Origin of the sequence: Enterococcus sp. 4G2_DIV0659, assembly GCF_002140715.2 — a bacterium.
In the GTDB taxonomy this organism is placed as follows: domain Bacteria; phylum Bacillota; class Bacilli; order Lactobacillales; family Enterococcaceae; genus Enterococcus_L; species Enterococcus_L mansonii.
Genome location: NZ_NGLE02000001.1, coordinates 551,688 through 575,355 on the forward strand (window position 1 = coordinate 551,688; position 23,668 = coordinate 575,355).

The 23,668-nt window shown below is 36.1% G+C and carries 23 protein-coding genes and 2 tRNA genes; 5 read left to right on the top strand and 20 right to left on the bottom strand.

What is annotated here, in order from left to right; genetic code table 11:
* Positions 1 to 180: 180 nt before the first annotated feature.
* The 10 genes from cls to A5880_RS02635 all read right to left on the bottom strand — a co-directional run bounded on the left by cls (position 181) and on the right by A5880_RS02635 (position 10,950).
* Positions 181 to 1,629 (bottom strand): cardiolipin synthase, encoded by a 1,449-nt coding sequence (cls, locus tag A5880_RS02590; protein ID WP_086331653.1) that lies wholly within the window; start codon positions 1,627 to 1,629, stop codon positions 181 to 183.
* A gap of 101 nt (positions 1,630 to 1,730) precedes the next feature.
* Positions 1,731 to 2,615, bottom strand: a complete 885-nt coding sequence (ftsX, locus tag A5880_RS02595) for a permease-like cell division protein FtsX (RefSeq protein ID WP_086331654.1) — start codon at positions 2,613 to 2,615, stop codon at positions 1,731 to 1,733.
* Complete coding sequence (ftsE, locus tag A5880_RS02600; RefSeq protein ID WP_086331655.1) at positions 2,608 to 3,294, bottom strand: cell division ATP-binding protein FtsE; 687 nt, start codon at positions 3,292 to 3,294, stop codon at positions 2,608 to 2,610. The genes ftsX and ftsE overlap by 8 nt, the downstream gene beginning before the upstream one ends.
* A 107-nt stretch (positions 3,295 to 3,401) precedes the next feature.
* A protein-coding gene (gene prfB / locus A5880_RS02605) for a peptide chain release factor 2 (protein WP_143353669.1) occupies positions 3,402 to 4,503 on the bottom strand; the annotation gives its coding sequence in 2 pieces (ribosomal slippage) (positions 3,402 to 4,430 and positions 4,432 to 4,503; 1,101 coding nt in all).
* Positions 4,504 to 4,581: 78 nt separating this feature from the next.
* The gene (gene secA / locus A5880_RS02610) at positions 4,582 to 7,104 is read right to left on the bottom strand and encodes a preprotein translocase subunit SecA (RefSeq protein ID WP_086331657.1); all 2,523 of its coding nucleotides are present in this window, start codon (positions 7,102 to 7,104) and stop codon (positions 4,582 to 4,584) included.
* A 283-nt stretch (positions 7,105 to 7,387) separates the two neighbouring features.
* Positions 7,388 to 7,939 carry a ribosome hibernation-promoting factor, HPF/YfiA family gene (gene hpf / locus A5880_RS02615; protein ID WP_010760772.1) on the bottom strand — a complete coding sequence of 184 codons (552 nt, stop codon included), beginning with the start codon at positions 7,937 to 7,939 and terminating at the stop codon, positions 7,388 to 7,390.
* Between the two features lie 137 nt (positions 7,940 to 8,076).
* The gene (locus tag A5880_RS02620) at positions 8,077 to 8,763 is read right to left on the bottom strand and encodes a ComF family protein (RefSeq protein ID WP_086331658.1); all 687 of its coding nucleotides are present in this window, start codon (positions 8,761 to 8,763) and stop codon (positions 8,077 to 8,079) included.
* Positions 8,753 to 10,081: an ATP-dependent helicase ComFA gene (locus A5880_RS02625; protein WP_086331659.1), complete on the bottom strand. Its 1,329-nt coding sequence runs from the start codon at positions 10,079 to 10,081 to the stop codon at positions 8,753 to 8,755. The genes A5880_RS02620 and A5880_RS02625 overlap by 11 nt, the downstream gene beginning before the upstream one ends.
* 134 nt (positions 10,082 to 10,215) lie before the next feature.
* Positions 10,216 to 10,539, bottom strand: coding sequence for a PTS sugar transporter subunit IIB (locus tag A5880_RS02630; RefSeq protein ID WP_086331660.1), 324 nt, complete (start codon positions 10,537 to 10,539; stop codon positions 10,216 to 10,218).
* Positions 10,540 to 10,650: 111 nt separating this feature from the next.
* Positions 10,651 to 10,950 (bottom strand): DUF7662 domain-containing protein, encoded by a 300-nt coding sequence (locus tag A5880_RS02635; protein ID WP_086331661.1) that lies wholly within the window; start codon positions 10,948 to 10,950, stop codon positions 10,651 to 10,653.
* A 197-nt stretch (positions 10,951 to 11,147) separates the two neighbouring features.
* Between A5880_RS02635 and A5880_RS02640 the strand changes: the two genes are divergently transcribed.
* The 4 genes from A5880_RS02640 (at position 11,148) to A5880_RS02655 (ending at position 13,538) form a co-directional block, all read left to right on the top strand.
* Positions 11,148 to 11,807 (top strand): YigZ family protein, encoded by a 660-nt coding sequence (locus A5880_RS02640; RefSeq protein ID WP_086331662.1) that lies wholly within the window; start codon positions 11,148 to 11,150, stop codon positions 11,805 to 11,807.
* Positions 11,797 to 12,033, top strand: a complete 237-nt coding sequence (locus A5880_RS02645; protein WP_086331663.1) for a DUF2829 domain-containing protein — start codon at positions 11,797 to 11,799, stop codon at positions 12,031 to 12,033. Before A5880_RS02640 ends, A5880_RS02645 begins: the two co-directional genes overlap by 11 nt.
* 75 nt (positions 12,034 to 12,108) lie before the next feature.
* Positions 12,109 to 12,873 (top strand): 3-oxoacyl-ACP reductase, encoded by a 765-nt coding sequence (locus A5880_RS02650; RefSeq protein WP_086331664.1) that lies wholly within the window; start codon positions 12,109 to 12,111, stop codon positions 12,871 to 12,873.
* A gap of 158 nt (positions 12,874 to 13,031) precedes the next feature.
* Complete coding sequence (locus tag A5880_RS02655) at positions 13,032 to 13,538, top strand: QueT transporter family protein (RefSeq protein WP_086331665.1); 507 nt, start codon at positions 13,032 to 13,034, stop codon at positions 13,536 to 13,538.
* Positions 13,539 to 13,600: 62 nt separating this feature from the next.
* Here the strand turns inward: A5880_RS02655 and A5880_RS02660 are convergent, their stop codons facing one another.
* On the bottom strand, positions 13,601 to 14,308 hold the full coding sequence (locus tag A5880_RS02660) for a GntR family transcriptional regulator (RefSeq protein ID WP_086331666.1): 708 nt from the start codon (positions 14,306 to 14,308) through the stop codon (positions 13,601 to 13,603).
* Positions 14,309 to 14,524: 216 nt separating this feature from the next.
* Positions 14,525 to 18,769 carry a 2-hydroxyacyl-CoA dehydratase gene (locus A5880_RS02665; protein WP_086331667.1) on the bottom strand — a complete coding sequence of 1,415 codons (4,245 nt, stop codon included), beginning with the start codon at positions 18,767 to 18,769 and terminating at the stop codon, positions 14,525 to 14,527.
* A 193-nt stretch (positions 18,770 to 18,962) separates the two neighbouring features.
* Between A5880_RS02665 and A5880_RS02670 the strand changes: the two genes are divergently transcribed.
* Positions 18,963 to 19,571, top strand: coding sequence for a TetR/AcrR family transcriptional regulator (locus A5880_RS02670; protein WP_086331668.1), 609 nt, complete (start codon positions 18,963 to 18,965; stop codon positions 19,569 to 19,571).
* Positions 19,572 to 19,638: 67 nt separating this feature from the next.
* Here A5880_RS02670 and A5880_RS02675 read toward each other — a convergent pair whose 3' ends face one another.
* From A5880_RS02675 to A5880_RS02710, 8 genes are all read right to left on the bottom strand, one after another.
* On the bottom strand, positions 19,639 to 19,824 hold the full coding sequence (locus tag A5880_RS02675; RefSeq protein ID WP_086331669.1) for a hypothetical protein: 186 nt from the start codon (positions 19,822 to 19,824) through the stop codon (positions 19,639 to 19,641).
* 124 nt (positions 19,825 to 19,948) lie between these two features.
* Positions 19,949 to 20,020: transfer RNA gene (locus A5880_RS02680), tRNA-Gln, on the bottom strand.
* A gap of 8 nt (positions 20,021 to 20,028) precedes the next feature.
* Positions 20,029 to 20,109: transfer RNA gene (locus A5880_RS02685), tRNA-Tyr, on the bottom strand.
* Positions 20,110 to 20,199: 90 nt separating this feature from the next.
* Positions 20,200 to 20,433 carry a DUF2969 domain-containing protein gene (locus tag A5880_RS02690; RefSeq protein WP_086331670.1) on the bottom strand — a complete coding sequence of 78 codons (234 nt, stop codon included), beginning with the start codon at positions 20,431 to 20,433 and terminating at the stop codon, positions 20,200 to 20,202.
* An 82-nt stretch (positions 20,434 to 20,515) separates the two neighbouring features.
* Positions 20,516 to 21,370 carry a hypothetical protein gene (locus A5880_RS02695; protein ID WP_086331671.1) on the bottom strand — a complete coding sequence of 285 codons (855 nt, stop codon included), beginning with the start codon at positions 21,368 to 21,370 and terminating at the stop codon, positions 20,516 to 20,518.
* A 17-nt stretch (positions 21,371 to 21,387) separates the two neighbouring features.
* Entirely contained in the window at positions 21,388 to 22,176 is a 789-nt protein-coding gene (locus tag A5880_RS02700) for a class D sortase (RefSeq protein WP_086331672.1), read from the bottom strand.
* A 1-nt stretch (position 22,177) separates the two neighbouring features.
* A complete protein-coding gene (locus A5880_RS02705; RefSeq protein WP_086331673.1) occupies positions 22,178 to 22,756 on the bottom strand; it encodes a hypothetical protein in 579 nt (192 codons plus the stop codon).
* Positions 22,757 to 23,010: 254 nt separating this feature from the next.
* The gene (locus A5880_RS02710) at positions 23,011 to 23,664 is read right to left on the bottom strand and encodes a CBS and ACT domain-containing protein (RefSeq protein ID WP_086331674.1); all 654 of its coding nucleotides are present in this window, start codon (positions 23,662 to 23,664) and stop codon (positions 23,011 to 23,013) included.
* Between the last annotated feature and the right edge of the window lie 4 nt (positions 23,665 to 23,668).

The window sequence follows — 23,668 nt, forward strand, 5'->3', positions numbered from 1 at the left end:
CTTCAACTCTTAATATTTTAACACTTAGAAGTTGATGTGATCGAAGTACAGCGTAGTAGTTGCCTTTTTTTCACCTTTTATTCGGGTTTTTGGGGTCTGAAATATAACTTGTAACGTTATGTTCCAGACCCCAAAAAATATTAGTTTATGCTATTTTGATTATAGGTTTATTCATAAAAATTACAACAATGGAGAAATCAAACGTGCTAATCCCTCTTTTAATTTAATCAATACACCTCGATTTTGATACTTTTCTTTTGTTAAGAGTTCAGATACTTTGGAATCTTCATAAAAAGCTTGTCTTACCTCTTTTGAAAATGCTTGATCGTAAATAATCGTATTGACTTCAAAATCCAAACGGAATGAACGAACATCAATATTCGCTGAACCTACGGAAACAATCCCACCATCAATAATCATTGTTTTTGCATGAATAAACCCGTGTTCATAAGTTTCAACGATTGCACCATATTCTAATAATTCAGCGGAAAACGAATAGGTAGCCCAATAAACCAACATATGATCTGGTTTATTGGGAATTTGCAATCGAACGTTTACACCAGATAACAAAGCTAATTTTAACGCTTCATGAATAGAAGCATCGGGTATATAATAGGGTGTTTGTATCAAAATTTCTTTTTTTGCAATCGAAATCATTTTTAAATAGGTCATCTTAATTTGTTCAAGTTCCGAATCAGGACCACTAGTTACAATCTGAACAGCTTTTTTCCCATTTGAATAAATTGGAGGAAAAAACGTTTCTTCATAGCTTAACTCTTTTCGATGTTGAGAATTCCAATCCATTAAAAATCGATTTTGTAAACTATAAACCGCTTCACCATGAATCCGTATGTGATTATCACGCCAATAACCAAATTTTTTGACTTCACCCAAATATTCATTACCTACATTAAAGCCGCCAGTGTAACCAATTTTACCGTCAATCACGACGATTTTACGATGATTTCGGTAATTGATTCGTGGATTTAAGTAGGGGACAAATAAAGGAAAGAAAAAAGCAATTTCTCCACCATGTCTTTTTAGTTCTTCAAAAAATTTCATATTTACTTGCGTCGAACCCCAAGCATCCAATAACAAGCGAACATTTACCCCTCTTTTAACGGCATCAATCAACTCTTTACGAATTTCTTTTCCTAAAGTATCCCCTCGATAAATGTAATATTCCATATGAACATGGTCTTTTGCTTGGCGAATATCTTCAATCAAATCGTCAAATTTTTCTCGTCCATCCGTATACAGATGGATTTCGTTATTCGTTGTATACAACGAACTTTCAAAGATTGTCAGCATATAAATCAACTGTTTAGAATCTACTTCTCCGGTTGGCGGATGCGGAAATAATCCTCTTAGTAAAGATTGCTTCTCAAATTCTATTTCAGCATTCATTCCAATTTTTGCTTGCATTTTCATATCAAAGATTTTGTCTTTTGATATGCCTCGTCCTAAGAAAATATAAAGGATAAATCCCAAAACAGGAATAAACATCAATACAAGCAACCATGACCATGTTTGTGCAGTTTGTTTTCGTTCTCTAAAAACAATAATCAATGATAGCAACATATTCGCAATAAAAATAATAACAAATAGATTATCGTATAAAAATTTCATTTATTCACCCCAATCGCTTCCCATTATTCTCCTTTTAAAGCATAACGAACTTACGAAAATAAGTAAAGAAAAAGCAGACCAATATGTCTGCTTTTCCCTCGTTAAATTTTTAAGAAACGGCGCATTGAGATAATTGATCCAAGAGAACCAATTGTCATACCAACCACTACCATTAACAAATCAATTTGCCAAACAAATGATTCTGGTTTTAATAATGAATAATTTGAGCTTAGTAATTGTGGATTAAATAACGTGTAGAATTTTTGGTAACCAAAGGTCAATACTACTATTGGGATGATTGCTCCAATCAAACCAATCCAAGCTCCTTCAATGAAGAATGGCCAACGAATATAGCCATTTTTTGCACCAACTAAACGCATAATTTGAATTTCTCTTTGACGAGAAATAATCGTGATACGAATCGTATTTGAGATTAAGAATACTGCGACAAACAATAGTAAAATTGCTGCACCTAGCCCCCAAGTTCTAACTTTGGATGCAATACTGAAAATCTTGTCTGAAGAAACACCACCATAATCTGCTTTAAATACATTAGGCAGTTTTGCTGCTTTTTCTGAGATTTTTTTCGTATCTGATGGTTCTTTAGCGCTGACATAGTATACGTCATATAATGGGTTACTATCACCTTCGAATAAGTTCCAAGCTTCTCCCATTTGTTTTTGAATTTTCTTTAATTGTTTATCTTTGTTTGAATATGAAATTGTTTCAACGTTATCGATTTTGTTTAAATCTTTTTCTAGTTTTTGCATTTCATCTGGCGTCGTACCAATATCGACAAACACAGAAACTGTAACGTTTTCTTCTATATCTTTTGCTAATTTTGTTGCGTTAAAAATTACTGCCATAAAAATCCCAACAAGGACTAAAGTAATAGTAACAGCGCTGGCAGACGCAATGGTCATCCATCCGTTACGTTTTAAACTTTTGATACTTTCTAGGACGTGAGAAAAGAACGTTCTAATCATCGTAGCCATAGTCTCCTTCCGCTTGGTCTCGAATAATCCGGCCGTTTTCGATGGCGATTACGCGATGACGGATCGTGTTTACAATCGTGCTGTTATGTGTGGCCATTACAACAGTCGTACCTTGGGCATTGATCCGGTCTAAAAGTTTCATGATTTCCCATGAATTTTCGGGATCAAGGTTACCTGTTGGTTCATCAGCAATTAGTACTTTTGGTGTATTTACGATTGCACGAGCAATTGAAACACGTTGTTGCTCCCCACCAGATAGTTCGCTCGGGAATACACGGACTTTATGTTTTAGACCAACAAGATCAAGAACTTCCATTACTCTTTTCTTAATTTCTCTTGGTTTACGGCCAATAACTTGCATAGCATAGGCCACATTCTCATAAACTGTTTTTTTCGTCAATAGTTTGTAATCTTGAAAGACAATTCCAATTTCTCTTCTAAGGTAAGGAACTTCAGAATTTTTAATTTTCATTAAGTCATGACTAGCCACTTTCAAGCGACCTTTTGTTGCTTTTTCTTCACGATACATTAATTTTATAAAGGTTGATTTTCCTGCTCCAGAAGGTCCAACAACGTAAACAAACTCACCTTGTTTTATTTCCACTGAAATATTACGAATAGCTGTCGTACCATTCGAATACTTTTTCATTACATCTTTCATTTCAATCATGGCGTATTCTCTCCATCTCTGTTTTCTAGACTATCAATCATTATAACATGACTTTGTTTCAAGGCTCTTTCAACAGTTTACAATTTTGTTTCATTTTTATGAATTACCTAATTTAATTGTTTCTTTAAGTAAGCATCAATGAAGCCATCGATATCTCCGTCCATCACTGCCTGCACATTTCCTGTTTCATAGTTCGTTCGGTGGTCTTTAACCATGGAATAAGGATGGAACACATACGAACGAATTTGCGAACCCCAACCAATCTCTAATTGTTCTCCACGTAATGACGCTGCTTCTTGTGCCTTTTTGTCCATTTCAAGTTGATACAATTTGGCTTTTAGCATCCCCATGGCTTGCTCTCTATTTTTTAATTGAGAACGTTGTGCTTGACTGGCAACTACTGTACCCGTTGGAATATGAGTGATACGAACCGCTGACTCAGTTTTATTGATATGTTGTCCACCAGCTCCACTAGCACGATAGGTATCTACTTTCAAATCATCTGTGTTGATATCAATTTCAACATTTTCATCCAATTCAGGCATAATATCTACCGAACAAAAGGATGTGTGTCGACGTTTAGCCGAATCAAATGGAGAAATACGCACTAAACGGTGAACGCCTTTTTCAGATTTCAAATAGCCATATGCATTATATCCTTTAATCAACAGCGTAACACTTTTGATACCAGCTTCGTCTCCAGCCTGGTAATCTAATGTTTCTACTTGGAAACCATGACTTTCAGCCCAGCGAGTATACATTCTAAGAAGCATGCTGCCCCAATCTTGAGATTCGGTACCGCCAGCACCTGGATGAAGTTCCATGATTACATTGTTTTTGTCATAAGGGTCATTTAACAACAAAGAAAGCTCATAAACACTTAGTTTTTCTTTTAACGTTAATAAACGTTCTTCTAATTCGATTTGTGTATCTGAATCAAATTCTTCCTGCTGCATATCACTCATGATTTCCAACTCTTCTAATTCATCAGCAAATTGATGAAACTGTTGAAACTTTTCTTTATGAACATTCGTTTCATTAATTAATTGTTGTGCCGTTTCTGAATTGTCCCAAAAACCAGGTTCTGCCATTCTGTTTTCCGCTTCAGCGATATCTTCTTCTAGTTGATCTAAGTCAAAGAGACCCCCTGAAGCTTGTGATTGATTGATTCATCTCATCTAAAATAGTTCGGATTTCAGCATTTTCCATGATATTTTCTTCCTTTCAGGTTTGTTTCCTTGTTGCACAATAAACGAAGGTGAGACGAACGCCTCACCCTAGTTAATATTACAAATCTTTGCCGTGGCAGTTTTTGTATTTCTTACCGCTGCCACATGGACAAGGGTCGTTACGACCGATTTTTTCATCAACATGAATTGGTTTTTGTTTTTCACTAGTGCTTTCCTCTTCATCTGACGGATGACTCGCTTGCCCTTGTGCTACTTGTTCACGTTGAACATTTTGACGAATTTCTGATTTCATGAATAAACGAGTGACTTCGTATTCAATTGCTCCTATCATTTCTTCAAACATGTTGTAGCCTTCTGTTTGATATTCAACTAATGGATTATTTTGTCCATATGCACGTAGACCAACAGATTGACGTAATTGATCCATTGCATCAATATGATCTGTCCATTTAGTATCTACAACACGAAGAATAACAACTTTTTGGAATTCAAGAACTTGTTCTGGACCATTTAATTGTTCTACTTTAGTATCATAAACTTCTTGAGCACGTGATACCAAGTATGCCTTGATTTCTTCTGGCGTTTTACCTTCGATATCTGATTTAGAAATTGTATCTTCATGAACTAATGTTGAAGCTGCAAAATCAACGATGCCTTCAAGGTTCCAATTTTCTTTTTCTAATTGTGTATGGCTTTCTACAACACGAGTAATCGTACGTTTAACCATATTCAATAGTGTTTCAGTCAATTCTGTTTCTTCCATGATAATTTCTTGGCGTTGCGCGTAAATTACTTCACGCTGTTCACGCATGACATCATCATACTGTAAGACGTTTTTACGTGTATCATAGTTATTTCCTTCCACACGTTTTTGTGCAGATTCAACTTGTTTACTTAGCATTTTGCTTTGGATTACCGCATCTGATTCTTCAATGTTCATGCGATCCAAGAAAGCTTTGATTCTTTCTGAACCGAAACGTTTCATTAAGTCATCTTCAAGTGATAGATAAAATTGTGAAACCCCTGGATCTCCTTGACGCCCAGCACGTCCACGTAATTGGTTATCAATACGGCGAGACTCATGGCGTTCAGTACCGATTACGGCTAAACCACCAAGTTCGATTACACCAAGACCAAGCTTGATATCTGTACCACGACCAGCCATGTTGGTAGCAATCGTTACTGCTCCTTTTTGACCAGCGTTCATGATGATTTCTGCTTCTTTGAAGTGATTTTTCGCATTTAATACTTCATGCGGCACTTTTTCTTTATTTAGTAATTCTGACAATAACTCCGAAGTCTCAACAGCCACTGTCCCAACTAAGACTGGTTGACCATTATGGTAACGTTCTTTAATGTCTTGAACAACGGCTTTAAATTTACTTTGTAAGGTTGGATAAAGTAAATCAGCACGGTCATCACGAATGATCGGACGGTTCGTTGGAATTTGGAATACTTGGATATTATAGATTTCACGGAATTCTTCTTCTTCTGTTTTGGCAGTACCAGTCATCCCAGCTAATTTTTTGTACATACGGAAATAGTTTTGGAATGTAATTGTCGCCATTGTTTTTGTTTCGTCTTCGATTTCTACGCCTTCTTTGGCTTCAATCGCTTGATGTAAACCATCTGAATAACGACGTCCATCCATAATACGACCAGTAAATTGGTCAACGATCAGAACTTTTCCTTCTTGAACAACATAATCAATATCACGAAGCATGATGAAATTCGCACGTAATGCTTGATCCATATGATGGGTCAACGCAGTATTTTCAATATCATATAGATTATCTAAGCCGAAGTTTTCTTCTGCTTTTTCGATGCCAGCTTCTGTTAAACTAATTGTTTTAGACTGAACATCAATTTTATAATCTTCTTCTTCTTTTAGGCGCTTAACAAAATTATCCGTACGCGTATATAATGCTGTTGATTTTTCGGCTTGACCTGAAATAATCAACGGTGTACGAGCTTCATCGATCAAAATAGAATCGACCTCATCCACGATTGCATAGTTCAATGGGCGTTGTACCATTTGGTTACGGTAAACAACCATGTTGTCACGTAAATAATCAAATCCTAATTCATTATTTGTACTATATGTGATATCGCAATTATAAGCGTCTCGTTTTTCTTCTGATGTTTTTGAGTTAATGTTCAAACCAACTGTCAAACCTAAGAAGTTATACAATTCACCCATCTCATCTGAGTCACGAGTTGCTAAATATTCATTAACTGTTACTACGTGTACACCTTCACCAGTCAAGGCATTTAAATAAACAGGCATTGTCGCAGTCAATGTCTTACCTTCACCTGTTCTCATTTCAGGGATATTCCCGTCATGTAAGACGATACCACCCATCAATTGAACGTGATAAGGGTATAATCCCAATACACGTTTCGCTGCTTCCCGTACAACCGCAAAAGCTTCTGGTAATAACTGATCTAATGTTTCGCCTTTTTTATAACGAGCTTTGAATTCATCTGTTTTTCCACGTAATTCTTCGTCGTTTAAAGCAGCCATTGCTGAAGCATGACTTTCTACTTGAGTGGCAATACCATCCAAGCGTTTCAATTCCTTTTTATCGTTTTCAATTATCTTTTTCAAAAAATTTGCCATGTTTTTAAGTGTTCCTTTCAGTAAACTCTATTTATTTTTGCACTAAATGCACAATCATCCTTTCCATTTTATCACTAGTTGCGAAGAAAGGAAATAACTTCTCTTAATATTAACAAGATATTATTTATTTTTTTATGTATATAGACCTAAAATAACAAAAGAGACTGTGACAAAACAGATAATGTCTTGTTCAGTCTCTTAAAATTGAATAACCAGAACAAACCGCTCCTAAATTTTCTACTAGGATTAGTTAAATCAGGAAATTGCTTATTTATTTTGTCTATTAATCTGTTTCAATCAAGCCGTATTTTCCATCTTTACGACGGTATACAATGCTTGTTCCATTTGTTTCTGAATCTTCAAAAATAAAGAAGTTGTGTCCTAACATGTTCATTTGCAGTACAGCTTCTTCACTATCCATTGGTTTTAATGAAAGACGTTTGGTACGAACAATGTCTAATTCTGGCGTTTCATCTGGTGTTTCTTCACCATTTAAGAAAATAGCTGCTTTTGCAGTATTCATCCCTGTTTCACGAGATTTACGGTTGATTTTTGTTTTGAATTTTCTAATTTGACGTTCTAATTTGTCTACAACTAAATCAACACTTGCATATAAATCAGGTGAAGTTTCTTCAGCACGTAAAACTAAATATGGCAGAGGAATGGTAACCTCAACTTTTGCTGTTTTTTCAGTATATACTTTTAAGTTCACATGAACCGTTGCTTCAGGTGAATCACTAAAATAGCGTTCTAGTTTACCAACTTTTTTCTCTACGTAATCTCTGATAGCCTCAGTAACTTCGATGTTTTCTCCACGCACATTATATCTAAACATAACAATTACCCCTTTCGTCTGACACTAAAGAAGGAATAAAAGGACCACTCTGTTATCCTTCTTCTTAAATCTATTATAACGAACTATTTACTTTTTGCCAACAATATTGCGACCAATTTTGCATTTTAATCATTCTTTTACCGAGCAATAGAAAACGTATACAGTTTAGCTGGTTTATTTTCTAGAATAACCTGTGCTCCATGAAAGATCGTCCGTCCTGTTGTATAAATATCATCTACTAGCAAGACTTCTTTATTTAAGACTGCTTCTTGTCCTTGTGTGGTCAGCTCAAAAGGCTGCAATAGAGTTAGTCGTTCCTTTCTTGTTTTTTGTACTTGAGATACGCTATCAACGATACGGTTAAGGTACGGTTGATATGGAATTTGCGCTGCCTTAAGTAACCCTTCCACTTGATTGAAACCCCTGACATTCATGCGCTCTTTTGAAATTGGCATTGGAATCACTATAAAACGCTTTTTTTGCTTAAAGTATGCCTGTAAAAATGAAACAAAACTATATCTAAGTCTGTAATTCCCTCTAAATTTGTATTCTTCAAACCATTCCTGCATCGCTTGATTGTATGAAAAAAGAGCCTCGTGATGAAAATGATAGTTTGGATACAATTGTTGCCACCTTACACAATCGCTACAATACTGTTTTTGTGTCTGACGTTGACACCCTTGACAAGCTCCTTTTTTCTTCAGTAATTGAAATTTTCCGATACATCGTGAACATAATTGTTCTGATAAAATTTTTTTAGGTAGAAGGATTTCTTTAATGCTTAGATTTCTATTGATTGTTTGACTACAGTAATTACATCTCATCAATTAATCCCTGTTCTTGTCCTAAAGCATTCATTTTTTTAATCTGCTTAATTGCTTCTTTCATGGCGTTTGTACAACCATCATGTAAAAACCAGACCTCTCCTGCCGTATATTCTTTTCTGCGATCCACTCTCCCTGCAATTTGAACAAGCGCAGACGTTAAAAAAACATCATGATTAGCACCTAAAACAATGACAGAAACACCATCAAATGTTACACCACGCTCTAAAATAGTCGATGTGATAAGAATTCGATATTCTTTATTTCTCATCTTTAACACTTTTTCAAGACGTTCTGAATCTTGTGAATGGACACAATCCATCGATATTTCTGGAAATTTCCTTTCTATAGCCATTTTCAGCTGATCCATCAACGAAATACTAGGACAAAATATTAATACGTCATTCCTAGTTACAAGCATGCGAATTGTCATTTCTAAAGCTTTAGGACTTTTACCTTTCTTGATTTTTTCTTGCCAACGATAACACCACTTCACTTTAGGTACGGGCAAAATCCTTCTATGATAACGTGCTGGTAAAATACTAGTCTCTAGTTCTTTTTGTTCTGTCTTTTTAGTTAGTTCATCCGTTGGAGTTGCGGTTAGATAAATCAGCGAATTTTTTTTCTTGATTGCTTGTCGTACTCCAAATTGTAGTAATGGATTATCAACAAATGGAAAGGCATCTACCTCATCAATAATCAACACATCAAAGGCTTGATAAAAACGTAATAATTGATGCGTCGTACAAACTAATAATTTAGTGTAGGAGTAACTTTCTTCCATTTTTCCGTGAAGAAGAAGCGTCGGCTCATCTGGAAAAACTGCTCTTATTCTTGGAAAAAGTTCTAAACAGACATCTACTCTAGGTGAAGCAACAGCAACTCGGTAACCACATTCTAAAGAGTAATGAATACTTTTAAATAACATCTCAGTCTTTCCAGCACCTGTAACAGCCCAAATCATTCTAGATTCTGCTTTTTTCACAGAAGCAACTAACTCATCGGATACTCGTTGCTGTCCTGTAGTTAATTTTCCCTCCCACGCAAAATGAACACTTCTTTTGACAGGTTCTGGTTCTGGTAAATAATAAAAGTCCTGCCCAGTGTCCACTCTTCCTAATTGGATACACTCTGGACAATAATAACCACGGCTGGCTAATCGTACAGTGCTTTTTAAATGAATCTGTCCACAGCGTAAACATTGTATTTTTTTTCCGTTTACCTCTTTCATCGTTGGTAATCTTAGACTTTCTTGGTCGACTCGTTTGCTATCAATTAGTTCTTTTTTTAAGACTTTTCTTCCCCATAATTCTTGCATTTTTCTCCCTCCATAATTAAACTACGCATTTTCTGTTTACTATTTTTTCTAAATGCATAAATATTAAGAGTGGGGAGATAAAAAGAAGAGGCCAAGACATCACTCTACTAGTCATATCCTAACCTCTTCTTTTTTTAATTATGTTCAATTAAATTCAATGCTTGTTGTAAAACTTTTTCCCCATTCATCATGCCATAATCGGCCATGTTGATAACTTCTAGAGGAATTCCTTTTGGTTCTAAACGCTTCTCAAAATCGCTTTTCATAAAACGAACTTGAGGTCCTAATAATAGTACGTCTACAGGTTTACTTTCTAAATGGTTATCCGCATCAGAAGCGGAAACGGCAAATATATCTGCATCAAATCCTTGTGCATCTGCTGCTTTTTGCATTTTTGTCACTAGTAAACTTGTACTCATTCCTGCAGAACATACAAGCATAATGGTTTTTTTAGCCATTTTCTCATCTCCTTTTCCTGCTAATTTAAAATAGTTTGTTTTTGTCTTCTATTTACTCATAATATAGGAACAAGCAAAGTTTTGTCAACGCTTCCCACTTTTGATCTATCGTTATTTTTTAGCATCAAAAAGCCAACTTGATTTTAGTAATTTATTAAATACGACATATTCTTTATCAAGATTGACTTGCACCACTTGATACCCTGCATTAAGCCAACCATACGCACCTTTTTCTGGATGCTTATAATCATTTGCCCACCAATCGATATCCGTTTGTGCCGTCTTGGGAAGTCCTGATTGAGGAAAAAGCAACTCGTCAAACTGGGTAAATGTTAGAGTTACTTGTGATCCACCATTAGTTGCTAAATAATGGGTAACGCTATCATATTTCTTTTGACGCTCTTTTGCCAAATCATTCACTCCTTTTCTAACAACTTCGCTTGAAAAAATCGATTTCCACTAAAACGAGTTTTCTATTTAATCATTATCTCATAAAAGTAGTCAGAAGCAAATGAATGAAGGTCTCTCATCTATTTTTAAAGGGAACTGTTGCTTCTCGTCTTTATTTTTTTTATACTTAACGTATTATGTTGTAAAGGACTGAGCTAATGCTTGAAAGTTATTTTACCATTCGCTCTGATGGAGAAAGTGAAATCGAGATAAAAAAATCGCGTTTCATCTGTTCTCTTAAACGAGTGTATTCAGAAGAGGAAGCCAAAGAATTTATTACTCAAAAGAAAAAGGAACATTGGAAAGCCAACCATAATTGTAGTGCTTTTGTGATTGGTGAAAAAAGTGATATCCAGCGTAGCAGTGACGATGGAGAACCTAGTGGAACAGCTGGTGTGCCTATGTTGGAGGTTTTAAAAAAGCAAGAACTAATCAATGTTGTAGCCGTTGTTACGCGTTATTTTGGCGGAACTAAATTAGGAGCAGGCGGGCTGATTCGTGCATATAGCCATGCCGTTTCCCATGCATTAACCAAGATCGGTTTAGTTGAAGGGAAATTGCAGCAAGAACTTCGCTTAACGATCAGCTATCCCAACTTAGGCAGTCTTCAAAATTTTATGGAAAATAAGCCTTACACTCTAAAAGACACGATTTACGGAGAGCATGTGGCTGTTATTTGCCTTGTTGATGAACCAAAATCAGAGGAGTTCATGGCTGAAATCGTAGAACTGTTAAATGGACAAGTAACAGTTGAAGAAGGCGAATGTTCTTATCATGAATTACCAATCACAAAAAAGGAGCAAGTAGATGACATTTGAAGAAGTATTACCTCATATCAAAAAAGGGGCAAAAGCTGTAAGAGAAGGCTGGAGCGGTTTTGAGTTATATATTGAACGTAGAGATGAAATCGGAACCTCAGATGGTACATTTCTCCAAGTAACCCCTTATTTTTTAATTAAAACATCTGACGAAGGATATAGCATGTTTTCACCAACGCCTTGCGATGTATTTGCTGAGGACTGGAAGATCGTCGCAGCTGAATAAAAATCGATACAAAACTAGAACACTTAAACAAGTTGGTCTAGTTTTTCTTTTATACTTGAGAAAAGAGGGATACGCATGCATTTCGATGAATACGTAGGAAAAACAATATTTGTGACAGGAGCCGCTTCTGGTATCGGCCAAGCCCAAGCAATCGCTTTTGTTAAACAAGGAGCTAATGTTGTGGGAATGGATTTAGATGAAGTCGGTCTTGTTAACACAGCAAAAAAAACGAATGATTCTAATGGAAGATTCACCGCCTTTACAGGAGATGTTACAAAAACCAGTGACATTATTGTAGCCGTAAAAAAAGCCAACAAATTATTTGGAGCCATTGATATTTTATTAAATACTGCAGGGATTTTAGATGATTACACCCCTACATTGGAAACATCAGAAACTTTATGGGATCGTGTTTTAGCCGTTAATTTAAAAGGAATCTTTTTAGTCACCAATCATATTTTACCTCAAATGTTGTCACAAAAATATGGCGTAATCATTAATATGGCTTCCATTGCAGGTATGGTGGCCGGTGGCGGAGGTGCTGCTTATACCGCTTCAAAACATGCCATCATCGGTTATACTAAGCAATTGGATCACGATTACATCAAACAAGGCATCCGAGCAAACGCCATTGCTCCTGGTGCGATAAAAACCCCTATGAATGCTGCTGATTTTGCGGGTGATGGGAAAATGGCTGAATGGGTCGAAAAGGAAACACCTGCAGGACGTTGGGCAAAACCTGAAGAAGTTGCTTCTTTAACGTTATTTTTGGCTAGTAAACAGGCAGACTATATTCACGGGACGGTCATGACAATTGATGGCGGTTGGTTGGAAAAATAAGAACCCTACAACTTTACAAATAATAGAATTTCCGTTAACATAACATTCAGTGAAGTAATTCACACTATGACACTTCAGCTGGCAGTATATTTTCTGTCACTTCCTTTGGTCATAGTTATTACTAAAGCAGAAAAACTGTTTTACAAAGGAGAATACAAATGAATAATCCAAATTCACAGACTAAAGCTTGGTCTGTTCTGTCATTGACAAAAATGGCAATGATTACAGCACTTTATGTGATCGTTACACTTTTTTTGGCGCCTTTTAGTTTTGGGGCGTTTCAACTTAGGTTTTCAGAGTTGTTCAACTACCTGCCGCTTTTTAACAAACGCTACATTGCAGCGGTCACTATAGGCGTAGCAATTTCAAATTTCACTTCTCCTTTAGGCTTGGTTGATGTTGTTATCGGCAGTCTATCTACAGGTATTGTTTTACTTTTATCCTATTATGTAACTAAACAGCTGAAAAGCCCGATTAAAAAAATGATCCTGACTGCAATTATTTGTTCATTATCAATGTTTACGGTAGCTGGACAATTGACTTATTTTTATCAGCTGCCATTTTTCTATACGTGGCTGACCGTTGGTGTTGGCGAATTACTGTCGATGTCTGTTGGCGGTATGTTGATTTACTGGATCAATGAAAAAATCGATTTATCCAAATAAAGAAAGAAACTGAATGCAGATAGCTCTTCCATTTGAATGAGCTAAAAGCGTTCAGTTTCTGTTTATTTTTCTAAGTAAAATTCAAAACGATTGCCAACATATTGGGTTCTTACATACTCAAAAGGGGTGCCGTTTTCAAAATAAGAGATTTGACGTAAACGAAGAATGGCATCACCGCGCTTGATTTTTAAATAGTCCGCAATCTGTTCTGATGCTAACATCGCTGAAATCGTTTGATTGGCATGACCGATTTTATTGCCGCCTTTTTCTTCCAATGTTTTATAAAATGAATTAGTGATTTCTGCTTTGCTGTACTGATCCACTAAAGAATAAGGAACACTAGCCACCTCAAAACAAATTGGTAAATCATCAGCAAATCGAATTCGTTCCATACGTACGATTTGTTCATTTTCTTTTAGATGTAATTTTTCCATTTCACTAGAGCTTGGTTTAGCTACATAATAAGATACCGTCCGGCTAGAAGGTACTCTGTTTTGGGAAAGCATAATATCTGTGAAACTGGTTGTTCCCGTCATTTTTTCTTGGACTTTTTTACGAGCAACATAGGTTCCAGAACCGATTTTACGCTCCAAGATTCCTTCATCTGCAAGTGTTTGAATGGCTTGTCTTAAAGTCATTCGGCTAACATTAAATTGAAGCGCTAGCTCACGCTCTGATGGAAGTCTGTCACCAATCTTCCAAACACCATGTTCAATGTCCTCTTTAATTTTATCGTGTATTTGAATATAAACAGGTAAACTTGAAACCATCTGACATCCCCCTTTTCTTCTCTTTCATTATAACTGGTATATACCTAATAAACAACTGAAATTTATAACCGCTAGTAAAGAAAACGTTCCCTTATTTTTTTGGTACGCTTCATTTTGTTCATTACTTAGTTTCAATTATAAGAAGATTTTGTGTTGTACATAAAAACAACCTAAGCTGTTCGAGAGTACAACAACTTAGGTTACTATAAGTCTATGCTAAGAATTTACTTTTTTATCCATCATTTTATGAGCTGTCGCCATCATCAAACGTATGCGATTCAGCTGATTAACTAGAGAAACACCTGGATCATAATCGATCGGAGCAATATTAGCCTTAGGATATTGCCGACGCAATTCCTTAACTACCCCTTTGCCGACAACATGGTTAGGTAAACAGCCAAAAGGTTGCATACAAACAATATTGTTAACATCTTGCTTTAATAATTCAATCATTTCACCGGTTAAGAACCAGCCTTCTCCAGTATGGTTACCAATGGAAAGAATTTTACCAGCATCTTCTGCTAATTCATGAATCGAATCGATTCCTTCAAATCTCTTAGAACTTCTTAATGCTTTATCCATTGGTTTTTCGACATATTCAATCATCCGAATTGCAAATTGGGCGATCATTTTACTTTGTTTTGACATCCCCATATTTTCATATTTCCAAATTTGGTTGTATAAAGAATAATTCATAAAACCAACAATATCAGGCACTACCGCTTCTGCACCTTCTGCTTCTAAAAGACGAACGATATCATTATTCGCTGTTGGGGAATATTTCACCAGAATTTCACCAACGACGCCTACTTTCGGTTTTTGAACATCCTGTAAGGGTACTTCATCAAATTCATTGATGATTTTTTTCATATTCCGGTTAAATAGTGTCAAAGAACCATTTCTGACATTTTTTTCGATTTGTTTTAACCACTTGGCATGAAGAGCATCAATCATACCAACTTCTGTTTCATAAGGGCGCGTCCGATACACAACACGCTCAAAAAGGTCACCGTATAAAAAGGCAATAGCTACACGTTTGAGCATAGGCAACGTAAACTTAAATCCTGGATTAGATTCTACGCCTTTATTGCCCATAGAAACTGAAACGACAGGAACTTGAGGGAATCCAGCATCATTCAATGCTTTTCTAAGTAACGGAATATAATTCGTCGCCCGACATCCTCCACCTGTTTGTGTCATCATTACACTAACATGGTTCAAATCATATTCTCCGCTTTCTAACGCTTCGACTAGTTGACCAATCGAAATAATCGCTGGATAACAGGCATCATTGTTCACGTATTTCAATCCCACATTCACTGCTTCACGATCATCAGCCGGCAAACAAACGACATTATACCCAGATGCTTGTAAGGCTACATCGACTAATCCAGACTGATGAATAGGGCTTAACATCGGCAATAGTAACGTATGTGTCTTTTTCATTTCTTTAGTGAAGACAATTTTTTCAGGTTCCTCCTGTTTCAATTTGGGTTCGAAATTCATTTTTTCCCGTTCATTTACTGCCGCTTTTAATGAACGCAACCGAATACGAATCGCACCTAAGTTTGACCCTTCATCGATTTTTAACACGGTATAAATTTTTCCATACTGATCCATGATTTCTTCTACTTGATCAGTCGTTACGGCATCTAAGCCACAACCAAATGAATTTAACTGAACAAGCTCTAGATTTTTCGATTTAGCGACTACACGAGCTGCTGCGTATAAACGAGAATGGTAAACCCATTGATTGACTACGCGTAAATTACCTACATCACTCAAATGAGAAAGACTGTCTTCTGTCAACACATGGAATCCTTCTTGGGTAATTACATCGGCAATCCCATGATTGATTTCTGGATCTAAATGATAAGGACGTCCAGATAAAACAATTCCCCGCTCTCCTTTTTGATTCAGCATCATCAATGTTTCTTCACCTTTATTGCGGATATCTTCTTTAAAGGCATCCAGTTCTTCGTACCCATGCCGTAACGCTTTTTCGACTTGTTCTTTTGAGATACCTAAATCAGCAAACGTTTCACTTAACACATTCGCAACAGAGGCTTCATTCGCCAAGTTAATAAAAGGATTACGATAGTCTACTTTACCATCACGAATATCGTCAACATTGTTTTTTATCACATCAGGATAACTTTGCACGATTGGACAATTAAAATGGTTGTCTGCTTCTAGTGACTCTTGTCGCTCAAATACAACACCTGGGTAGAAAATCATTGGTATTTTAGAGTCAATCAAGGCTTGAATATGCCCATGGGATAACTTAGCAGGATAACAGGCTGTATCACTTGGAATAGTTTCCATTCCTTGCTCATATAATTCTTTATTGGAACGCGGAGACAATTCTACTCTAAAACCTAAATCAGTGAAAAACGTGTGCCATAAAGGATAATTCTCATACATATTCAGTACACGTGGAATCCCAATTCTCCCATGAAGGGCATCTTTTTCTTTCAACGGACGATACTTAAATAATTTACGATACTTGTAGTCAACTAGATTCACTCTACGATCTTCTCTTTTGATTTTAATTCTTGCCCCACGTTCACAACGGTTTCCTGTCACAAATTGTCGACCGTCTGAAAAAATCGTAACAGTCATCATACAATTATTTTCACAAAGACCACAATGCGTAAATTCTTTTTCAGCTGTAAAAGAATCCAGTTCATCCAAGCCCAAAAGAGTTGTTTCTTGTCCTAATTCATAATCCTCTAAAGCAATCAATGCAGCGCCATAAGCACCCATCAAGCCTGCAATTGACGGTCGAACAACCTCTCTTTCACTAACCAATTCAAATGCACGCAACACAGCTTCATTATAAAATGTGCCACCTTGACAGACGATTTTTTTCCCTAGTTCTTCTGGTCTTCGCACTTTGATAACTTTATAAATCGCATTTTTAATTACTGAATAGGAAAGTCCAGCAGAAATATCACCAACCGAAGCACCTTCTTTTTGAACCTGTTTTACTTTTGAGTTCATAAATACAGTACAACGAGAGCCAAGATCTACTGGTGCTTTTGAACTCAATGCTTCAATCGCAAAATCTTTGACATCAAAGTTCAACGACTTGGCAAATGTTTCAATAAAGGAACCGCACCCAGATGAACATGCTTCATTTAGCTGAATAGAAGACAAAACACCGTCTTTAATCGTCATCGCCTTCATATCTTGTCCACCAATATCTAAAATAAAATCAACGCCTGGTTGAAAATGATCAGCCGCTTTGTAATGGGCCATCGTTTCAACTTCTCCAATATCTACTTTCAGCGCATTTTTGATTAAATGTTCACCGTAGCCAGTCACAGCAGATTTCCCAATAAAAACACCCTCTGGTAATTGTTGGTACAGCTCTTTTAATACTGTCATCGTTGTTTCTAGCGGCTGTCCTTGATTATTCCCATAAAAAGAAAATAACAAGTTTCCTTCCTCGTCAATCAATGTCACTTTAGTTGTTGTGGAACCTGCATCAATTCCTAAAAAAGTGACACCGCGATGTTCCGCCAAAGATTTTTCTGTTGCACGAGCTTGATTGTGCCGCTTTCTAAATTCGTTCAACTCAGACGTATCTTTGAAAAGTGGTTCTAATGTATCTGTTGGTTTTAACTGCTCTTGATCCCCGTCAGTTAATCGGCTGATTAGTTCAACCAGAGTTGTTGTCTTAGCCCCTTCTGAATAAATGGCTGCCCCCATTGCTACGAACAATTGCGGATTTTCTGGGAAAATCACATTTTCTGGTTGGACATCCAAGGTTTCAATAAATCGTTTTCTAAGCTCAGACATGAAAAATAACGGTCCGCCTAAAAAAGCTATTTTTCCTTTGATTTTTCTTCCAGAAGCAAGACCAGCAATTGTCTGATTAACAACCGCTTGAAAAATACTTGCAGCAATATCTTCTTTTGCTGCACCTTCATTAATCAACGGTTGTACATCTGTTTTGGCGAAAACACCACATCTTGAAGCTATTGGATAAATTGTCTGATACTTTTTGGCTAATTCATTAACACCATTAGCATCTGTTTTTAGTAAGACAGCCATCTGATCGATAAATGCCCCCGTCCCACCTGCACAACTACCATTCATGCGTTGTTCCAAGGCGCCTTCAAAGAAAGTAATCTTCGCATCTTCACCACCTAATTCAATTGCTACATCGGTTTCTGGAATAATCTCTTCAACTGTTTTTGTACATGCGATTACCTCTTGCACAAACGAAATGTTTAATACATCAGCAAGACCCATTCCACCTGATCCTGTAATAGTCATTGTAAGTGGTGTAGTATCACCTATTACAGTCATCCCTTCTTTCAAAACTTTCTCAGTTGCTGCCCTAACATCTGAATAATGACGTTCGTATTTAGCAAATAATGTGTGATTTTTTTCATCCATAATTACTAATTTCACAGTTGTTGACCCAACATCTATTCCAGCTCTTATTGTCATGTTTTTAATCTCCTTAAATGGACATATCCTTTTATTTTCCAACACTTTGTTGATTATCCTACAAGATGTCTGATATAATACTTATGTATATTTTAGAAAGATTCTAATTTATTTGCAACAAGCAAATGACCCTAATTTGTGAGATAAGCAACAAACTTTCAGAAACTGTTGATTATTTCGAAAGGAATTTTTTATGTCAAAGAAAACAGACCTTCGAGTACAACGAACACACAAAATGATTATCCAAGCTTTCGTTCATTTAGTAGAAGAAAAAGGCTACGATTGTGTAACGATCCAAGACATTGCAGATGAAGCCATGATCAATCGTGCAACTTTTTATGCCCATTTCAAAGACAAACAAGACCTTTATGAACAAATTTTTGATTTTGCAGTCAATGCGTTTACCTCTGTGATTGATACAGAACAGATCATTGTCAGTAATCGAGTCAAGGTAAAGCAAATCGAGTTGTTACTGACACATATTTATATAAATATTCAAAAAAACAAAAATTTTGTTTTGACCATCATGGATGGGAGTTCCAATGAGTTATTACGAAAACGATTGGCAGAGATTATTTATGAAAAGTATGCATATATCTTTTGTACGTTAAAAATTACTGAAAATGATATTGAGGTACCACTAGATTTTATCATTGAGTATATGACATCCATTTTCACAGCTACCCTTCACTGGTGGATTACAAGTGACACAGACATGTCTCCTAACCACTTAGCTAGGCTTGTTATTAAATTAGTTGGAAATGGTCATCTCACCGTTTTAGGCATTGAAATCGAAAAATAGAGGGCAAAAAGAATAGTCTGAATCAAAACATACTCGTTATGATTCAGACTATTCTTTACTTTTCTATCTAGCGGTTTTTAGCACGCCATTTTTTGGTATGGGCTGTATCTCTAGCAGTAACAATTTGAACACCAGCTGGCTTTTCACCTTTATTCTTTTTGCCAAAAAGATCAACTTTTACATCGTATTTCCCTTCACGGGCTAAATCATAGACTTTTTCAGCTGTTTCGGTTATTTTTTCTTTAATCCCCATTTGATTCACTCCTTATACTTTTTCATTCACTTTATCATATATTTTTGTAAAAGAGAACTGAAGTCATCAAATGATCTCTTTTCTCAAAAAAAAGAACAACTCACATAGAGTTGTTCTACTAAGACTGGGGTAGCTGGATTCGAACCAACGCATGACAGAGTCAAAGTCTGTTGCCTTACCGCTTGGCCATACCCCAAAAAAAAATGGAGGAAAGTGGATTCGAACCACTGAACCCTAAGGAACGGATTTACAGTCCGTCGCGTTTAGCCACTTCGCTATTCCTCCAAAAGGTTTTAGTAAAAAACCTGACTTAGTTATAATACAAAATTTTCGAGCAAAATGCAAGCATATTTCGAAAAAAAATTGTTATTTATTTTAGTCGTTCAAATTCCATTGACGAATGATGTATTCAATCGCTTCATCTAGCGTTTTTACAGTTGCTTCATGACGGTCATCAATCATTACTGCAAATTTTTTTGATTCTTGTACGACGACTTGACCAATTTCTTTTTTGCCAATGATCAGTGTGTTTACTGTAAGCGTCTGACCATTGATTTTTTTCTGTGTTTCTTCAATTTTGACTTCAATATCTTTATTTTTCTTTGACATCTTTATCCCTCCAAGAGTCTATGGTATCATGTTCTGTAAAAAAAAGCACCTATCACTTTAGATAGATGCAAAAATTTTTTTATTAAGCACTAAATAGTTGTTTCCTCTTCACTTCACTCAGTATGGCAAAACTAATTCCTACTATAATAGAAACAATACCTACTATGATAAATAGCCATAAAAAACTCGAAAGATAGGTTTGTATAAAATCATACATCGCTTTCGATTGAATTGCGAGTCTTTTTAAAAAACCTTGCAATAAAATCGCTGATGGCACAATAACCATCATCAGCCCACTACCAATACATATATATGACAAGTATCTTGACAAGCGATGGAAATAGCCTCTTAACGAATTGTACAGCGATACGCTTAATACAACCCATAAAACACCACAAGTAGCCATGAACATTACTAATTTTGATTTATAATTCATCACTTTTCGTCCATATGAAACTAAAAATGGTAATTCAACGTAGCCTTTATAAATTGTCACTGCTTGATCTGCCAGACCTGTAACAGCTTGTTTTGACTCATCTGTCGACTGAATTTTATTTTCTTCCATATAGTTTGTGATCAAACGAGCAACAGTATCATGAATTTCTGTTTCACTAGTAATGGAGTATTTTGTGCCAGAATTGTACATTGCTTTAAAATATGCACGAACATCTTTCTCCACTAACTCTTTTTTGACAGATTGATTTAACACACCTTCTGGAATATTACTTCCTAAAGCACTACTTTCAATTTGTCGATTGATTTCTTTTGTTAGTTGCGTATAGTAGTCTGCTTTAGTTGCTTGCTTCGCAATATAGTTTTCACTAAAAAGCGTGACACGTAACGTTAACAAAATTAGAAATGCAAATAAAAAGACGGAAGATAAAAAAGCAATAAAAAAACGTGAAAGTACTTTTATTCGTTGACTGCGGTTTTTCATCGTACTGATTCTCCTCCTTATGACTTCTCATCAATGATTGGACCAGATACATAATCTGCAGAAACAAATACTCGTTCCGGCGTTAATCCAATCGCATCTAATGGGTAACAAGTATATAGAATCAGTGATCGTTTAGAGCGGTCACCTAATTTGGTGTTTATTGACGGATCTTTATAGTTCGCAATCTTTATATCTGTCACACGATATGTATAATCACCATAATGCGTGTGAACGCTTACTTCGTCTCCAGGTTCCAAATAATAAATTTTTCCAAATGATGGCAGATTATGACCACCGATCAAGGTAGTTCCTAAGTCGCCTGGAATCATACTACCGATATACTGTCCTGCGCCCAAACGTAAAATTTCTTCACTATCTCCATAGAATAATGGTTCATTAATTCCTACTTTATCGATTACTACCTCACCAAATTGATCGCCACCTACTGGATAGACCATATTAGAAGAGGATAGTTTTCCTTGTTCAGATGTTTGTTCTCCAGTTGCAGCGTGTTTGCCATCAACCGAGTTGCCAGTCGCCTGACCTTCTGATTTATTCTCTGTCTTATCATCTGATTTGTCTGCTACTTTGTCGGATGATAATTGTTTTTTTACTTTGTCCCTTTGTGCAAAAAGATTTGTTCCCTTTTGATCAAAAGACGGGGCATCATTCAATGAAATCAGATCCACAGCTGATGAAGCGAAATTAATGACAGGTGCACCAATTATGTAAATAATGAGATAGCCAAAACACATAAAGAGAAGAGGCACATAAATAAATGCCCCTACTCTTTTTAGTTGTTTCATCTTATGCTAATTTGTTCTTTCTGCTCACAAATACTGCACCTGCTGCAGCAACGATTAATGAGCCAAAAGTAATTCCGCTTAATGCGTAATTCGAACCTGTATTTTTCACTGGAGAACCAGTTTTGTAAACAGGCGCGCCATTAGCATCTGTGATTGTCACTGCAGAGTAGCTTCCGCGAGCTCCAAAAGTGATTTTCACGCCTACAGCGTTACCAGCAGCAATCGCGTAATTTTGTACTTGAGAAATTACGTTAGCTGGTAATAAGCTAATTGCTTTAGCAAGTGAGTTAGCACCTGAAGTATTAACAGATACGCCTTCAACTAAAGCACGAGCCGCTTGGATGTTTTTAACAGCTTCGTCTACTTGAGCTTGTGTCAAATCAACACGTTTCAAGTGGTTAGCAGCTGCATTTGTTTCAGCTGCATCAAAATTGAATTTTTTGCCGCCGATTGTTGCGCCAGCATTCAATTCATTAAGAATAGACTGTTCCGCTGTTGAGATAGCACCGTCAGCTGAAGCTAGTGGTGCAAAACTTAACACCATTGCTACTGCAACGATAAATCCAATAACTTTTTTCATTTGTTTTCCTCCCATCTTAAATATTTATAATTAATTGCAACAGAGCTGCAAAAATTATACCAACAACAACCACTAAAATGTTTTTGTTTATCTTAGAGAAGATGTAGTAAAGACAACAAGTGTCTTCCGTCTTCAATTTTTAGTGGAACGTGTAAGAACTACACGTCACTATATAAAATTATCACAAGCAACTTTAATAGTCAAACTGTTTTCAGAAAATTTTTTTAGAGAAAAATATTCCTACAAAGAATTTTTTATTTTTTTTGTGACAGAAGTACAGCTTCAAAAACATCATATCCTGCTTCTTTTAGAAGTGTTTTTAGTTGATTGGTTTGTTGACTTTCAATCTGTAACTCAATTATTGTTTCTTGTTCTTTGCGATTGACAACAACGGTCAAAATACTAAAATCATTATCCGCCAATAGTTTTGTGATATCTGCTAAAATGCCTTTATGATCTTCTGGAATCCGAAGCTGGATTCTCGTTCCGCCATCATGGTATCCCGTAATTTTTAAAAAAGCATCAAAAATGTCATTGTTTGTAATAATACCTACTAGTTTGTCTGTTTCGTCAATAACAGGGAGAACACCAATATTATTTTGGCGCATTTGAAAGATGCCATCTTCTAGTGAAGCTTCTGGTTTGATTGTTTGAACCTGTTTTACCATGACATCTTCAACGGTTGTTTTATTTAACAAATAATTTACTTCATAAACACTTAAGCTTGTTGCTTTTGAAGGCATCGCGGATTGAATCGTTCCTTCTGTGATTAATCCTATAAGTTTCCCGTCTTTTTCTACAGGCAATCGATGGATATTATTTTTTTTCATCAAATCAACAGCATCAAAAATTTTCATTTCTGGTTGTGCAATGATTAATTCAGTTGTCATAAAATCACTTACGCTCATACTC